The organism is Clostridium sp. TJA032, assembly GCF_058310275.1.
Genome location: NZ_JBZEFB010000002.1, coordinates 161,157 through 178,504, shown reverse-complemented (window position 1 = coordinate 178,504; position 17,348 = coordinate 161,157). Strand labels below are relative to the sequence as shown.

Genomic DNA, 17,348 nt, shown 5'->3' with positions numbered 1-17,348 from the left:
TTTAATATATATAAATTAGTTTTATAATAAAAGAGATGAGGTGATAGGAAATGTTTGATTTTCAACATCAATTAAAAATATTACCTGATAAGCCAGGAGTTTATATAATGAAAAATTCTCTTGGAGAAGTTATTTATGTAGGAAAAGCAAAAGTTTTAAAAAATAGAGTAAGACAGTATTTTCAAAACTCTAAAAGTCATTCAGAAAAGGTTAAGGCTATGGTTAAAAATATAGCTGAATTTGAATATATAGTTACTGATTCTGAAATGGAAGCCTTAATTTTAGAGTGTAATCTTATAAAGAAATATAGTCCAAAATATAATATAGCATTAAAGGATGATAAATTTTATCCCTTTATAAAAATAACAACTAATGAAGATTTCCCAAGAGTTTATGTTACAAGAAACTTTGCAAAGGATGGAAATAAATACTTTGGACCTTATACAAATGGAAATGCTGTTTATGAAGTTATGGGGCTTATAAAAAAATTGTTTCCTCTTAGAACTTGTAAAAAGGTTATTTTAGAGGGTGGAGAGCCTACAAGAGCCTGTTTAAATTATCATATAAATTTATGTAAGGCACCTTGTGCAGGATATATATCTAAAAAAGAATATGGAAAGATGATAGACGAAATAATAAATATCTTAAAGGGATTAGATAGTTCTATAATAAAGGATTTAAAAGAAGAAATGCAAAGAGCATCAGAGGATTTAGAGTTTGAAAAGGCTGCTAAGATAAGAGATAGAATAATGGCTATAGAAGCTCTTGTGGAAAAACAAAAAATGTTTATGGTTAAAGAAGGAGAAGAGGATTTTATAGACATATATAGAGATGAAAAAGATGGATGTGCTCAAGTATTTTTCCTTAGAGAAGGTAAGGTTATAGGACGAGAACATTTTATGCTTGAAAATATTTATGAAGAATCAAAAGAACATATTTTAAGTTCTTTTATATTATCTTTTTATGGAGGAACTGCACAAATACCTAAGGTTATTTATGTTTCTCATGAAATTGATGATAAAGACCTTATAGAAAAATTTCTTTCAGAAAAAAGAGGCACTAAGGTTTCTATAAAGATTCCTAAAAAAGGTGATAAAAAAAATCTTTTAGATATGGTGAAAAATAATGCTAAAATAATGTTAGAGCAATTTAAAGATAAGATGATTGAAGAAAAGGAAGTAAATAAATATGCCTTAGAAAATCTTGCAGAATTGCTTTCTTTAGATTCATTACCTTCTAGAATAGAAGCTTATGATATATCAAATATACAAGGAATGGACTCTGTTGGGACTATGGTTGTTTTTGAAGAGGGAAAAGCTAAAAATTCTGACTATAGAAGATTTAAAATAAAAAGTGTAGAAGGACCTAATGATTATGAAAGCATGAGAGAAATATTAAGTAGAAGATTTTCTCATGGTTTAAAAGAAATTAGGGAAATAGCAGATAGAAATTTAGAATATTCAAAAGGGAAATTTTGTGTTTTTCCAGATTTAATAATGATGGATGGAGGAAAAGGGCAAGTTAACATAGCTTTAGATGTGTTAAAAGACTTTGGAATAGAGATTCCTGTATGTGGGCTTGTTAAAGATGATAAGCATAGAACTCGTGGAATTATTTTTAACAATGAAGAATTTATAATTAAAAAAGGTTCTAGTCTTATGAACTTAATAACTAGAATACAGGACGAAGTTCATAGGTATGCCATAACTTATCATAGAAGTTTAAGAAATAAAAGAACTTTACATTCTATCTTAGAAGATATACCTAGAATTGGGGAAAAAAGAAGAAGGAATCTTCTTATGAAATTTGGTAGTGTAGATAAAATTAAGGAGGCTTCTTTAGAAGAATTATTAGATACCCCTGGAATTGACAAGGGGGCAGCTAATAGTATAATACAATATTTTTCTAAAAAAAATTAATAACAAAAATTGACTTAATATAATATATATAATATTATGGCATAGAAAATAAAAAAAATTTGTACTAAATATTGAAAAGATGTCAAGAATTAATTTATACTATTAAATTAGGATATTAAATTTAAAATTGAGGAGTTTGGGTATGAATCAATACATGGAGTTTTATAAATTATTAAGTAAATTTTATAATGAAGAAGATATCACTGTGGACTCTCCTATGAGCGAACATATTTATTTTAAAGTGGGAGGACCTGCAGATATACTAGTAACTCCTGTTAATGAAGAACAAGTAGTTAATACTTTAAAACTTTGTAGGGAATATAATGTACCTTACTTTATATTAGGTAATGGTTCTAATATTTTAGTTAAAGATGGGGGCGTTTCTGGAGTTGTAATTAAGTTTAATAAGTTAAATAAAATTACAGCAAAGGGTAATTGTGTAACAGCTCAAAGTGGAGCTTTATTAAAGGATGTATCAAAAGTTGCTTTAGAAAATAATTTAAAGGGATTTGAATTTGCTTGCGGAATACCAGGTAGTATTGGGGGAGCAGTATTTATGAATGCAGGAGCCTATGATGGAGAAATGGCTCATGTAATAAAGTCAGCTAGAGTAATTGACGAAAATTGTAATGTTAAAAATTTAACTAAAGAAGAGCTAGAACTTGGATATAGAAGTTCAGTAGTTATGAAAAAAGGATATGTAGTTATTGAAGCTACAGTAGAACTAGAAAGCGGAGAGTATGCTAGTATAAAAGATAAGATTGAAGATCTTACAACAAAAAGAGAAAGCAAACAACCTTTAGAATATCCATCGGCAGGAAGTACTTTTAAAAGACCAGAAGGATATTTTGCAGGTAAGCTTATTCAAGATTCAGGTCTTAAGGGATTCTCAATTGGAGGAGCAGCAGTTTCAGAAAAACACTCAGGGTTTGTTATAAATAAGGGTGGAGCTACAGCTAAGGATGTTTTAGATGTAATCGCTCATGTTCAAAAAACTGTAAAAGAAAATTTTGATGTGGATCTTCATACTGAAGTTAGAATAATCGGTAGAGATTAGTAAAAAAGAGTGTGCTATGCATACTCTTTTTTAAACTATTTTAGATTTATAATTTTTTAACTTTAGCTTAAATTATATAGCTTTATAAATTTAAGCAACAATTAACTTGTTTATGTTATAATTTATTTATGAGATTAGATTTTGCTTTAATTACCAAGTGATTAAAGCATTTATTATGTTTTGAAAAGTGAAATATATTATAGATATATAGGAGATGATGAAATGAGATTTGTAATAGTTACTGGACTATCAGGAGCAGGTAAAACAGAGGCAACAAGAAGTTTGGAAGATTTAGGATATTTTTGTGTGGATAACTTACCACCAAAATTAATACCAAAATTTGCAGAGGCCTGTGTCCAAAGTGAAGGTAAAATAGATAAAATAGCTTTAGTTATAGATATAAGAGGTGGAATATTCTTTGATGATTTATTTGAAAGCATAGAATATTTAAAAGCTAATGATTTTAATTACGAAATTTTATTTCTAGAAGCTTCCGATGAGGTATTAGTTAAGCGATTTAAAGAAACTAGAAGAAGTCATCCCCTTTCACCAGATGGAAGAATAATAACAGGTATTAGTGAAGAGAGAATGAGACTTAGAGAACTTAAAGATAGAGCGGATAATATAATAGATACTTCAAATTATCCTATAAGAAACTTAAGAGAAAAAATAAATCTTTTATATGGAGATGGTAAACCAGTAGATCAAAATCTTTCTATAACTATTTTATCCTTTGGGTTTAAATATGGTATTCCTTCAGATTCAGATTTAGTTTTTGATGTAAGGTTTATACCAAATCCATTTTATATTCCTGAATTAAAACCATTTTCAGGAGAGGATGAACCAGTAAAAAATTATGTTCTTTCTCAAGAAGAAACAAAGGGATTTTTATCAAGACTTTCAGATATGGCAGAGTTTTTAATACCTAACTATATAAAAGAGGGAAAAAGACAACTTATAATTTCTATTGGGTGTACAGGAGGAAGACATAGGTCAGTAGCAATAGCAAATGCTTTATATAAAGACCTTTTATCTAAGAGCTTCCATGTTACTTTAGAACATAGAGATATTAACGAGGACATAAATAGGGGAGATAGGAAACTATGATGATGAAAAAATTACTAAAGCCTGGTATAAAAGTGAAACGATACATTTTTTTGGCTTTAGCATCTATTATAACAATGGCTGTATCCATTGCAAAATTAATAGATGAGATTCATGTAACTACAATTCAAGATAAGGCTGTATTTATAATATTAATATTATTTTCTGCTTTAGTAGGATACAAATCTATAGTTTGGTGTGTTAAATCAATGGTTTCTCTAGTAAATAAGGGATATATAAATTTATCTATTGAAGAAGAAGAATTAGAGGATTTAATAGAGGATGATAGACTATTGATAAAAGGACCTAAAATTGTTGTAATAGGTGGAGGAACTGGTCTTTCAACAATGCTTAGGGGATTAAAGCATTATACATCTAATTTAACAGCTATAGTAACAGTTGGAGATGATGGTGGTGGTTCTGGGATATTAAGAGAGGACCTAGGAATACTACCACCTGGAGATATAAGAAACTGTATTTTAGCTTTAGCTAATACAGAGCCTTTAATGAATGATTTATTGCAGTATAGGTTTAATGACGGAAGATTAAAAGGACAGAGCTTTGGAAACTTATTTTTAGCAGCTATGGATGGAATATCAGAAAATTTTGAAGATGCTGTTCAAAAAATGAGCTCTGTACTTGCTGTTAAGGGGGAGGTTTTACCTGTAACCTTAGAAAATATGATATTAGAAGCAGAACTTATGAATGGTCATAAAGTTAGAGGAGAGTCTATAATTGGAGAAGAAGTTATAGACCAGAGTAGTCCTATAAAAAGGTTAAGAATAATTCCAGAGGATGCTAGTGCTTTAGAAAGGGCTTTAAAAGCTATAGAGGAAGCTGACTCTATAGTTTTAGGTCCTGGAAGCTTATATACTAGTGTTTTACCTAATCTTTTAGTAAAGGATATAAGAAAGGCTATTAAAAAAAGTAAGGCTTTTAAAATTTATAATTGTAATATAATGACTCAACCTGGGGAAACTGATGGTTTTACAGTTTCTGACCATGTACAAGTTATATTAGACCATTGTGGAAAAGATATGGTAGATTGTATAATTGCAAATTCTAGAAATATTTCAGAGGAGTTAAAAGAAAAATATTTAGAAAAAAATTCCGAGCTTGTAGAACTTGATACTAATAAGCTAAAGAAAATGGGCTTATGTGTTATTTCTGGAGACTTAACAAAGATTAAGGGTGACTATGTAAGGCATAATTCGGATTATTTAGCACAACTTCTCATTGAAACAGTAATGGAAAAGCATTTATTATATGATAGAAAGAAAATTTTAGAGTATATATATTTATCGCAAAGAATTAAGAAAAGAGAAAGTTCAAATAGGAAGGAGTAGCCATGTCATTTTCAGCAAAAGTAAAGGGAGAAATATGTAGATATATTGATATATCAAAAGAGGAAGCTCTTGCTCAAATATCAGCTATTATGAAAGTATGTGGTACACTTGCTTTTAGTGGTAGACAAATAAGTTTCAAGATGACAACAGAAAATCCTGCATCTGCAAGATTGATGTTTACCATATTGAAAGATTATTTTGATATACATGCAAAACTTATGGTTAAAAAGAGTAATTCACTAAAGAAGAATAATATTTATATGGTTGTTATAACTGAAGATATGGGCGTTAAAAATTTACTTGAGATAACAGGTATATTAAGAGAAATAGATGGAATAATGTCTTTAGATTATCATATAGATAAAAATTTAGTTGATACAGAAGCTAAGAAAAAAGCTTATATTAGAGGTGCCTTTATTGGTGGAGGAAGTATAAGTAATCCAGAGAAGACTTATCATTTAGAATTTGTTACTCACTCTCAAGAATATGCAGAGGATTTAGGGAAGTTAATAAATACTTTTGGGTTAAAAGCAAAGGTTATACAAAGAAAAAATAGTTACATAGTTTATATAAAAGAAGGGGAACAAATAGTAGATTTATTAAACATAATAGGGGCTCATACTGCTCTCTTAGAGCTTGAAAACATTAGGATTATGAAAGAGATGAGGAATAATGTAAATAGGCTTGTAAACTGTGAAACTGCAAATCTTAGTAAAACTGTAAATGCTGCTGTTAGACAAGTTGAGAGTATAAAACTTATAGAAAAAGAAATTGGTCTTGCTAGACTTCCAAAGAATTTAAGAGAAGTTGCAGAACTTAGATTAACTTATCCTGAGGAGTCATTAAAGGAACTTGGTGAGATGCTTGAACCTCCTGTTGGAAAATCAGGAGTAAATCATAGGTTAAGAAAAATTGAAAAAATAGCTGAAGAGCTTAGAACAGGGAATTTTTAAAAGCCATTTAAAATCTTTTAAGAGGTTATTTTTAGTATTTTACTATTTTAAATAAGACTTAAAAGATTTTTTTGATAAAAAGATATTCTAATTGAATAATATAAATTTATTTTATGGGAAAGATAAATCAAGTAATATTATTTAAATTGGAGGTCTTGTCATGTCAAAAAAATTTATTAAAAAATTTTTGATTTTAGCTTTATTTATTATTTTTATACCCCTAGCTTTTATAGGATGTAATAAAAATAGAGATAATAAGTTGAATAATCTAGATTTATCTATAGATACTGCAACAGAGTATAGAAATCTTTTAGAAGAGAAAATAAAAACTTATTTAGGAGATATAAACTTAGGAACAAAATACGATTTTTCTAAAGTTAGTGAAGAAGGAAAAAATGCAACTTATGAGGAGTATGAAAATTACTATAAAAATTTAGATACAGAGCTTACAAATTTAAAAAATGAGCTTAGTTCTAAGGTTTCACCATCTCAAGAAGTTTTAAAGGTAGCTAATAAAAAAATTATTGAAAATATAGAAAATTTAAAAATAGATATAAGTTCTCTAAGAAACGAGTTAAATGCTAATAGAAATAAAGTATTAGGAATGAATAAAGAAGATTTTATTTCTGCTATGCAAAATATGGAGAAGCCTGTATATGAGGCTAAAGTTAAGCTTCAAGAAGCTATAGATGAAGTTAGAAATAGTTTTAAGTAATTTTTTAAACCTATATTAAGTTTTTAATATAGGTTTGATTATTTTTATGAGATAATATTTATAAATATAAATTTGTTATGTTAAACTAAGTTAATTAAATATTTTATATAGAAAGTTTATTTAAAGTTTAAATATAGAAAATTTTTCGCTTAAGAAAGGAGTGAATTTAATGGGGGAGAAGAAATTTTGCCACCTGCATCTACACTCGGGGTACAGTTTACTTGATGGTTCTGGAAAAATAAAGCCACTTATTAAAAGGGCTAAAGAACTTGGGATGGAAAGTATTGCTTTAACTGACCATGGTGTTATGTATGGGTGTGTTGAGTTATATAAAGAAGCAAAGGCGGCAGGTATAAAACCTATATTAGGATGTGAAGTTTATGTTGTTCCTAAGTCTAGAAAAATAAAGAGTAATGATGAAGATAATAAGACATATCATTTAGTTCTTCTTGTTAAAAATGAAAAAGGATATGAAAATCTTATGAAAATAGTTTCTGTTGCTTCTATTGAAGGATTTTATTATAAGCCTAGAATTGACAGAGAATATTTAAAGGAACATTCAGAAGGAATCATAGCTTTAAGTGCTTGTCTTGGAGGAGAGGTGCAAAAAGCTATTTTAAATGGAAATATAGATAAGGCTAGGGAAGCTGCAACTTTTTATAGAGATGCTTTCAAGGATGGGTTTTATTTAGAACTTCAAAATCATGGGCTAGAAGAACAAAGAAAAGTTAATGAGGTAAATATACAATTAGCTAAAGAACTTAATATTCCTTTAATTGTAACTAATGATGTTCATTATATAAATCAAGAGGATTCTAAAGCACATGACATACTTATGTGCATACAAACAGGAAAAACTGTAGATGACCCAAATAGAAGAAGATATCCATCAGATCAATTTTATTTAAAATCACCAGAAGAAATGTGGGATATGTTTGATTATATTCCAGAAGCTTTAGAAAATACATTAAAAATTGCAGAGGAATGTAATTTTGATTATGAATTTCATGTTTCAAAACTTCCCAAATTCCCATTACCAGAGGGGGTGGAACCCTTTGATTATCTTAGAAAAACCTGTTTTTATGGTCTTATAGATAGGTTAGAGGAATTAAAGCCTCTTAAAGAAAAGAGAATATATGATATAGATAAGGTGTATGAAATTAGTGAAAATAATAAAAAGGTGAAAGAGGATGTTGAAAGGCTTGAATATGAACTTGGGGTAATTAAGCAAATGGGATATGTTGATTACTTTCTAATTGTTTGGGATTTTATAAAGTATGCCAATGACAATGGAATACCAACAGGACCAGGAAGAGGTTCAGCAGCAGGAGCATTAGTTGCATATACTCTAGGTATAACAAAAATAGACCCTATGAAATATAGCTTGCTTTTTGAACGTTTTCTAAATCCTGAGAGAGTAAGTATGCCAGATATAGATTCTGACTTTTGTTATGAAGGAAGACAGAGAGTTATAGATTATGTAGTTGAAAAGTATGGGCATGATAATGTATCTCAGATTATAACTTTTGGAACAATGGCAGCAAGAGCTTGTATTAGAGATGTAGGAAGAGCTATGAATTATACTTATGCAGAGGTGGATAGAATAGCTAAACAAATACCTACAGTTCTTGGAGTAACAATAGATAAAGCTTTAGATTTAAATCCAGAGCTTAAAACTATATATGATAATGAGGAGAGAGTAAAAGAGCTTATTGATGTAAGTAGGAGATTAGAAGGACTTCCAAGACATTCATCAACCCATGCAGCAGGAGTTGTTATAGCCTCTAAGCCATTAGTTGATTATGTTCCACTTCAAAAAAATGATGAATCTATTGTAACTCAATTTGATATGACAACTCTTGAGGAACTTGGTTTGCTTAAAATGGATTTCTTAGGACTTAGAACTTTAACTGTTATGCGTGATGCTATTGATATGATTAAGTATAATAGAGGAGTTTGTATAGATTTAGATAATTTAGATTTTGATGATAAAGAAGTTTATAAAATGATTGGGGAAGGAAATACAGTAGGAGTATTTCAATTAGAATCTGCAGGAATGACTTCTTTCATGAAAGAGTTAAAGCCAGATTGTTTAGAGGATATTATAGCAGGTATATCTTTGTATAGACCTGGTCCTATGGCAGAAATACCAAGATATATAAGTGGTAAGAGAGATCCAAAATCAGTTAAATATATAGTTCCAGAGCTTGAGAATATATTAAATGTAACTTATGGAGTTATGGTTTATCAAGAACAGGTTATGGAGATTGTTAGAAAATTAGCAGGATATTCTATGGGAAGAAGCGACCTTGTTAGAAGAGCTATGTCTAAGAAAAAACATAAGGTAATGGAAGAAGAAAGAAAGAATTTCATATATGGAATTGAGGACGAAGAGGGTAATATAGAAGTACCTGGATGCTTAAGAAATGGAATTTCTGCTGAAGCTGCTAATAAAATATTTGATTCTATGATGGATTTTGCCTCTTACGCTTTTAATAAAAGTCATGCTGCTGCCTATGCAGTAATAGGATTTCAAACAGCTTATTTAATGAAATACTATCCAGTTGAGTTTTTAGCGGCTATGCTTAACTCTGTTATGGGTAATAGTGATAAAGTATCTGAATATATAAGAAGTGCAGAAAAGCTTGGAATTCAAGTTTTGCCACCAGATATAAATGAGAGTTACACAAAATTTACTGTTAAAGGTGATACTATAAGATTTGGTATGGGAGCTATAAAAAATGTAGGAGTAAATGTTGTTGAAAATATAGCAAAATCTAGAGAGGAGAAGGGAAGATTTACTTCACTTATGGATTTTTGCAATAAAATAGATTTAAGTATTGTAAATAAAAGGGCTGTTGAAAGTTTAATAAAAGCAGGAGCTTTTGACAGTTTAAAAGTTTATAGGTCTCAACTATTATCTGTTTTTGAGAAAATAATGGATGGAGTATATTCTCAAAGAAAGAAAAATATAGATGGTCAGATGTCTTTATTTGGAGCTTTGCAAGAAGAAAGTGAATCAAATTTAGAGATAAAATATCCAAATATAAAAGAATTTAATAAAAAATATTTACTTGCTATGGAAAAGGAAATGACAGGGCTTTATATTAGTGGTCATCCTTTAGATGATTATGAGAAGACCTTAAAAGAGCAGACTTCAGTTGCTATAGAAAAGATAATAGAGGTTCAAAATAATTTAAATGAACAAGGAAATATTGAGTTAGAAGATATTGTTTTAGATAACTCTATAACTGATGGAACTAGAGTTATTGTAGGGGGAATACTTACTAATGTATCTAGAAAGGTAACAAGAAACAACACTCTTATGGCCTTTGGTAAAATAGAAGATTTAACAGGATATTTAGAGTGTGTTATATTTCCTAAAGTATTAGAAAAATGCAATGAGTTAGTAAATGAAGATTCCTTTGTTTTAATAAGAGGAAGGCTTTCATTGAAAGAAGATGAGGAACCAAAAATATTATGTGAGGATATACAACCCTTAGAACTTATTAATTCTTCTAAGGTTTATATAAAGGTTGAAAATAGAGAAAAGGCTAATAAAATAGTTAAGCCTTTAAAGGTATTATTATCTTCATATAGAGGAGATTCACCAGTTTATCTATTTACTGCAAAGGAGAAAATGACCTTTAGATTAAGTAGAGATATGTGGTTGGATTTAGATAAAGGTGTATTAGAATTTTTAAAAGAAAAGTTTGGAGAAGAAAATGTAAAAGTTGTTTCTTCATAAAAAAATAAATTTTGAGAAAAATTAGAAAATAATAGAAGTTTTAGAATTAAATTTTATTAAAATTAAATAATATGCTAAATAAATGTCCATTTTTAAGGTAAAACTAGAATATAAAATATTTTTTGTTAAAAGGGGTATTAACGATTACTTTTTGAGTTTGAGAGAGATATTTTAAATTTAACACTAGTAATAATACTTTTAAAAGTGGACATTTTTTTAAAAAGTGCTAAAATAAATTTGTAAATTTTCTTAAAATTAAAAAAATAATAATTTTTTTAATTTTAAGAATCTAATTTTTGTTATATTAAAATTTTTAATTCCTAAAGCATAAGAATTAAAAGAAAATTATAACTTAAAGATTTAATATTTAATTAAATATTAAAATGATTTTAGTGCATAATAATAATTGAAAAAATTATCACATATATAGTTTTTTTATTTAATTGTGCATAAAAAGGTTGAAAATAGGCTTTACTTTAAGTAAAATTAATTTGGTAGAATAGTATTAAAAAAGTTACATAGGGTATTTAAATTCTTTAAATTTAAATTGGGATAAAACAAAAGTTAGTCTAAAATTGATAAACAATTAACATATATAAATAATATCTTAAAAATGTGGGTAATATTTGGCACTGTTGGGACTTAATTTGTCCCAAGTGGTGTAGAGGAGGAAAATATTATGAAAAAGATTGCTGTTTTAACAAGTGGTGGAGATGCACCAGGAATGAACGCTGCTTTAAGAGCTGTTACAAGAATGGCTTTACATCATGGACTTGAAGTAATGGGAGTTCAAAGAGGATACGCTGGATTAATAAATGGAGAACTATTCAAAATGGATAGAAAATCTGTTTCTGAAATCATAAATAGAGGTGGTACAATCTTAAGAACTGCTAGATGTTTAGAATTTAAACAAGAGGAAGTAAGAGAAAAAGCTGCTCAAATATTAAAAGCTTATGGTGTTGAAGCTTTAGTAGTTATAGGTGGAGATGGATCATTTATGGGAGCCAAACTTCTTTCAAAATTAGGAGTTAAAACTGTTGGCTTACCAGGAACAATTGATAATGACTTATCTTACACAGATTATACTATAGGATTTGATACTGCATTAAACACAGTAGTAGATGCTATAAACAAATTAAGAGATACATCAACTTCACATGAAAGAGTATCTATAGTTGAAGTTATGGGTAGAAACTGTGGAGACCTTGCTTTATACGCTGGTATAGCAGGTGGAGCAGAAGCTATAATAGTTCCAGAAATGCCATTTGATAAAGATGAGTTAATTAAAACTATCTTAGAAGGAAAAACAAATGGAAAAACTCATAGCATAATAGTTGTTGCTGAAGGAGTTGGAGGTTCTGCTGAATTAGCTAAAGAAATAGAAGCTGTAACTGGTATAGAAACTAGAGCTACAATTTTAGGACACATTCAAAGAGGTGGTTCACCAACTGCTGATGATATAGTATTAGCATCAAGAATGGGAGCTAAGGCTGTAGAAGTTTTATTAGAAGGAAAAACTTCAAAGGTTATAGGAATTAAAGAAAATGAAATATTTGACATGGATATAGATGAAGCTTTAGACATAGAAAGAACTTTTGATGAAAATCTTTTTGAAATGGCAAAAGCTATAAACGAGTAATTTTATTTTAGTTAATGACATAATAAATTTTTATAATTTATTATTTATTATATATTTTTAAACTTAGGGTTAATTTTTTTACGAGGGAGTGTTTTTTAAATGAGAAGAACAAAATTAGTATGCACTATCGGACCAGCTAGTGAAAACGAAGAAATCTTAACAAAAATAATCGAGGCAGGTATGAACGCTTCAAGACACAATTTCTCACATGGAGACCATGAAGAACATAAAGGAAGAATGGTTAAAGTAAGAGAAATATCAAAAAGATTAGGTAAAGAAGTAGCTATATTATTAGATACTAAAGGACCTGAAATAAGAACAGGAAAATTCGAGCCAAGCAAAGTTGAATTAGCTGCTGGAACAGAATTTACTATATATGCTGGAGCAGAAGATGTAATAGGTGACACTACTAAGTGTTCAGTTACATATGCTGGATTAGCTAAAGACGTTAAAGCTGGAGATACTATCTTAATAGACGACGGTTTAGTTGGATTAGAAGTTGTATCAGTAGAAGGAAATGCAGTTAAATGTGTAGTAAAAAATACTGGATTAGTTGGAACTCACAAAGGAGTTAACGTTCCTGGAGTATCAATAAAATTACCAGCTATGACTGATAAAGATAGAGCTGACTTAATATTCGGTTGTGAAATGGGCGTTAACATGGTTGCTGCTTCATTCATAAGAAAAGCAGAAGATGTTAAAGCTATAAGAGAAGTATTAGTTGCTAATGGTGGAGCTGATATACAAATATTCTCAAAAATAGAAAACCAAGAAGGTGTTGATAACATAGATGCTATCATAGAAGCTTCAGATGGTATAATGGTAGCTAGAGGAGACCTTGGTGTTGAGATACCAATGGAAGATGTTCCTTCAGTTCAAAAAATGATCATTGAAAAATGTAACCATGCTGGAAAACCAGTTATTACTGCAACTCAAATGTTAGATTCAATGATGAGAAACCCAAGACCAACAAGAGCAGAAGTTTCAGACGTAACTAACGCTATATTAGATGGTACTGATGCTATCATGTTAAGTGGTGAATCAGCTAACGGAAGTTGGCCTGTAGAAGCTGTTGAAACTATGGTTAAAATAGCTACTAAATCAGAAGAAATGTTAAGCTACGAATTAGCTGCTTCAAGAGCTAAGAGACATATACCAGCTGTACCAGGTGTTATTTCAAGAGCTGCATGTAATGCTGCACATGAATTAAAATCAGCTGCAATAGTTTCTTTAACTCAATCAGGAGCTACTGCTAAGAGAATATCTCAATGCAGACCAGATGCACCAATCGTTGCTGTAACTCCAAATGAAAGAGTTGCTAAGAAAGTTGCATTATGCTTTGGAGTTTACCCAGTAGTTGCTGAGCATGCTTCATTAGAAACTGCTGTTGAAATAGCTAAAAATGCTGGATTCGTTAAAGCTAATGATACTGCTGTAGTTGTTGCAGGTGTACCAGCTAACGAAGGAAACACTAACATAGTAAAAGTTGAAGTTGTAAAATAATTTTATAACTAATTATAAAAATAGGTAGAATAATCTACCTATTTTTTATTTTACAATTAAAAATATTAATAAATTGTTAACTTAAAATAATTAAGATAAATATGTAAATTTTTAAAGGCATATAGATATTAAATATTAATTATATTTAATAATTTTTATAAAAATAAATAGTTCACAAAAAATTAACATTTTTTTTGTGACAATTATAAAAAAATAGTGTATATTAGATAGTGCTTATGAAATAATATAAGTAGAATCAAATGGCAACTGATTCCAAGATAAAAAGTACTTGATGACTGATACCATCGAGTGCTTATTTTTTTGTTCTTTTTTATCTTTAAAAAAGCATTGGTATAAATATATCTATAAGTGCAAAAAATAACTTAAAAGAAGTTTTAAGGAGTGTTTTTTATGACAAGATTAGCTTGTTCAGCTCATAACTGTGTTAATTATATAAATGGAGTATGCACAGCTATGAAGATTGAAATTAATGGTGAAAGAGCAGAAAGAAGAGAGGAAACTTCTTGTATTACCTTTGCACCTAGAAATTTTGTAAATGCTGTTAAAAATGTTTTTAATACAAATTATGCAGGGACTTTAATGCAAGCCTTTGATAATGATAATACTATGGATTATAAGGTAAGGTGTTATGCTATGAACTGTGTGTATAATAAAGATATGAATTGTACTTCTATGGATATACAAATTTTTGGACCAGAAGCCAATGCCTCTGATTCTACAGAGTGTGAAACTTTTCATAAAAGATAGTTAAAAAAGCTAGAACTAATTTTAAAAGTTCTAGCTTTTTTTAGAATATTATTGAAAGTTTAATAGAATTGACCATAAGAAAATATAACAATAAAATATAATAGATAATAAGAAAAATAAAATTTTAAGGGTGAGTAAAATGAAAACTTTAGGTAAGGATGCTTTAATAACTGGAGCTACTAGTGGAATAGGAAAAGAATATGCCTATGAATTAGGAAAAAGGGGATATAATTTAATATTAATAGGTAGACGAGAAGATAAATTAAAAAAAGTAGCTAAAGATATAGAAGAAGAATTTAATGTTGAATGTAGAGTTGTTATTTTAGATTTAACAAAGGAAGAGGAGTTTGATAATTTTACTAGAAGTATAGAAAATAATTATAATATTAAGTTTTTAGTAAATAATGCAGGGTATGGTGCTGAAGATTCATTTACTAAAGATGAGTATAGCAAACAGTATGATATGGCTAAGGTTCATATGATTGTTACAATGAAACTTTGTCATGTGGTAGGTAATATTATGAAGAAAAATAAGAAAGGCTACATAATAAATGTAAGTTCTATGGCTGGATTTAATGTTTTTCCAACTTCAGCTATGTATTGTTCAACTAAAGCTTTCTTAATAAGCTTTACTCAATGTTTAGCTATGGAGCTTTTAGAGTATAACATAAAGGTACAATGCTTATGTCCTGGATTTACTAGAACTGATTTTCATAGCAAATTAAATATGGAAGAAAGCAAATTAAAAAATAAAGGGCTTGTAAGATGGATGAGTACAAAAGAAGTAGTTAGGATAAGTCTAAAGAGCTTAAAGAAAAATTTAAAGGTATTAGTAATACCTGGAGGTTGTAATAAAATTTTATATTTTGTAAGTAAATTTACACCGAAATTTTTATATTATAAAGTTGCTATTAAGGGATGGGATTTAATGGACTAATTTTAAGAAATTATTATTAAATAAATAATTGACTAAAGTATATGTTTAAATTTTAAGGAGGAGTAAATGGACAAATTTCTTAAAAAGTTATTTAGTAGAACTTTTATAGTTGGTTTTCTTATATTTATCCAACTTATTATACTTATTTTAGCCATATGGAAAATTAGTGAGAATTTTATATATGTGTATTTTTTATTTATATTCATAAGTATTGTAGTTTTTATTTATATAGTTAGTAGAAAAGATAATCCTTCATATAAATTAGCTTGGGCAGTACCTGTACTTTTAATTCCTGTTTTTGGAGGGTTGTTTTATTTAATCTTTGGGGGAAACAAGACAAGTAAAAGATTTAGGAGACAGATAAAATCTTCTTATGATGAAACAGCACATTTATTATATGATGATAAGAAGGTATTAAAAGAGATAGAAAGTTTAGATAAGAGTATTGCAAATCAATCAAGATATATAGTAGACCACTCTCAATTTCCTGTATATAAAAATACTATTACAGAGTATTTATCACCAGGAGAAAAGTTTTTTGAAAGATTAAAAGAAGAATTAAAAAAAGCAGAGCATTATATTTTCATGGAATATTTTATAGTTAATGAAGGAGTTATGTGGAACTCAATTTTAGAAATTTTAGAAGAAAAGGTTAAAGAGGGAGTAGAAGTTAGATTTGTTTATGATGATATGGGATGTTTGAGTACATTGCCATATAAATATAATGAAGTCTTAGAAGCTAAAGGAATTAAATGTATGGTTTTTAATCCTTTTGTTCCACTTTTATCTTTAAGAATGAATAATAGAGACCACAGGAAAATAACTGTAATTGATGGACATACTGGCTTTACAGGAGGAATAAACTTAGCAGATGAATATATAAATGAAGTCGTTAGATTTGGCCATTGGAAGGATGCTTCAATAATGCTTAAAGGAGATGCTGTATGGAACTTAACAGTTATGTTTCTTCAAACTTGGAATTTTTATAGTGAGAGAAAGGAACAATATGAAAAATACTATCCTTACTTTTATCATGAAGATGAATTTTTAGGGGATGGATATGTTCAGCCTTATGGAGATAGTCCTTTAGATGATGAAATAGTAGGTGAAAATGTATATTTAAATATTATAAATAAGGCTAAAGATTATGTATATATAAACACACCATATCTTATTATAGATAATGAGTTGGTAACAGCACTTACTTTATCTGCTAAAAGTGGAGTAGATGTAAGGATAGTTACGCCTCATATTGAAGATAAATGGTATGCTCATATAGTTACAAGGGCTTATTATCCTCAACTTATAGAGGCGGGGGTTAAGATATATGAATATACTCCAGGGTTTATACACTCAAAAACCTTTGTTTCTGATGATGAGATTGGTATAGTAGGTACCATAAATATGGATTATAGAAGTTTATATCTTCATTTTGAATGTGCAGTTTGGCTTTATAAAACTAAATCGGTTGGAGAGATAAAAGATGATTTTTTATGTACTTTAGAAAAATGTCAAAGGATTACTTTAGAAGATTGTGCTAAGGTTAAATTACCAACTAGAATCTTAAGGGCAATAATCAGAGTTTTTGCCCCTCTTATGTAATTAAAGAAAGAAGGAGACTAAGTAATTAGTCTCCTTTTGGGGTTAAAGTTAAAAATT

At 28.9% G+C, this 17,348-nt stretch carries 12 protein-coding genes; all 12 read left to right on the top strand.

From position 1 onward, the window contains the following. Positions 1 to 50: 50 nt before the first annotated feature. Positions 51 to 1,919: an excinuclease ABC subunit UvrC gene (uvrC, locus tag AC4FRL_RS07915; protein WP_491139682.1), complete on the top strand. Its 1,869-nt coding sequence runs from the start codon at positions 51 to 53 to the stop codon at positions 1,917 to 1,919. Between the two features lie 142 nt (positions 1,920 to 2,061). After that, a complete protein-coding gene (gene murB, locus AC4FRL_RS07910) occupies positions 2,062 to 2,976 on the top strand; it encodes a UDP-N-acetylmuramate dehydrogenase (protein ID WP_491139681.1) in 915 nt (304 codons plus the stop codon). A 222-nt stretch (positions 2,977 to 3,198) separates the two neighbouring features. After that, positions 3,199 to 4,083, top strand: coding sequence for an RNase adapter RapZ (rapZ, locus tag AC4FRL_RS07905; protein WP_491139680.1), 885 nt, complete (start codon positions 3,199 to 3,201; stop codon positions 4,081 to 4,083). Further along, positions 4,080 to 5,426 carry a gluconeogenesis morphogenetic factor MgfK gene (mgfK, locus tag AC4FRL_RS07900; RefSeq protein WP_491139679.1) on the top strand — a complete coding sequence of 449 codons (1,347 nt, stop codon included), beginning with the start codon at positions 4,080 to 4,082 and terminating at the stop codon, positions 5,424 to 5,426. Before rapZ ends, mgfK begins: the two co-directional genes overlap by 4 nt. Positions 5,427 to 5,428: 2 nt before the next feature. After that, complete coding sequence (gene whiA, locus AC4FRL_RS07895) at positions 5,429 to 6,379, top strand: DNA-binding protein WhiA (protein WP_491139678.1); 951 nt, start codon at positions 5,429 to 5,431, stop codon at positions 6,377 to 6,379. Positions 6,380 to 6,539: 160 nt separating this feature from the next. Further along, entirely contained in the window at positions 6,540 to 7,094 is a 555-nt protein-coding gene (locus tag AC4FRL_RS07890) for a hypothetical protein (protein ID WP_491139677.1), read from the top strand. Between the two features lie 169 nt (positions 7,095 to 7,263). After that, positions 7,264 to 10,842, top strand: a complete 3,579-nt coding sequence (locus AC4FRL_RS07885) for a DNA polymerase III subunit alpha (RefSeq protein ID WP_491139676.1) — start codon at positions 7,264 to 7,266, stop codon at positions 10,840 to 10,842. Between the two features lie 679 nt (positions 10,843 to 11,521). Beyond that, the gene (pfkA, locus tag AC4FRL_RS07880; RefSeq protein WP_491139675.1) at positions 11,522 to 12,481 is read left to right on the top strand and encodes a 6-phosphofructokinase; all 960 of its coding nucleotides are present in this window, start codon (positions 11,522 to 11,524) and stop codon (positions 12,479 to 12,481) included. A 99-nt stretch (positions 12,482 to 12,580) separates the two neighbouring features. Beyond that, complete coding sequence (gene pyk / locus AC4FRL_RS07875) at positions 12,581 to 13,984, top strand: pyruvate kinase (protein ID WP_491139674.1); 1,404 nt, start codon at positions 12,581 to 12,583, stop codon at positions 13,982 to 13,984. A 411-nt stretch (positions 13,985 to 14,395) separates the two neighbouring features. Then, a complete protein-coding gene (locus AC4FRL_RS07870; RefSeq protein WP_491139673.1) occupies positions 14,396 to 14,752 on the top strand; it encodes a DUF1540 domain-containing protein in 357 nt (118 codons plus the stop codon). Between the two features lie 139 nt (positions 14,753 to 14,891). Continuing rightward, on the top strand, positions 14,892 to 15,689 hold the full coding sequence (locus AC4FRL_RS07865) for an SDR family NAD(P)-dependent oxidoreductase (protein ID WP_491139672.1): 798 nt from the start codon (positions 14,892 to 14,894) through the stop codon (positions 15,687 to 15,689). Positions 15,690 to 15,755: 66 nt separating this feature from the next. Continuing rightward, positions 15,756 to 17,291, top strand: coding sequence for a cardiolipin synthase (gene cls, locus AC4FRL_RS07860; protein ID WP_491139671.1), 1,536 nt, complete (start codon positions 15,756 to 15,758; stop codon positions 17,289 to 17,291). Positions 17,292 to 17,348: the final 57 nt, after the last annotated feature.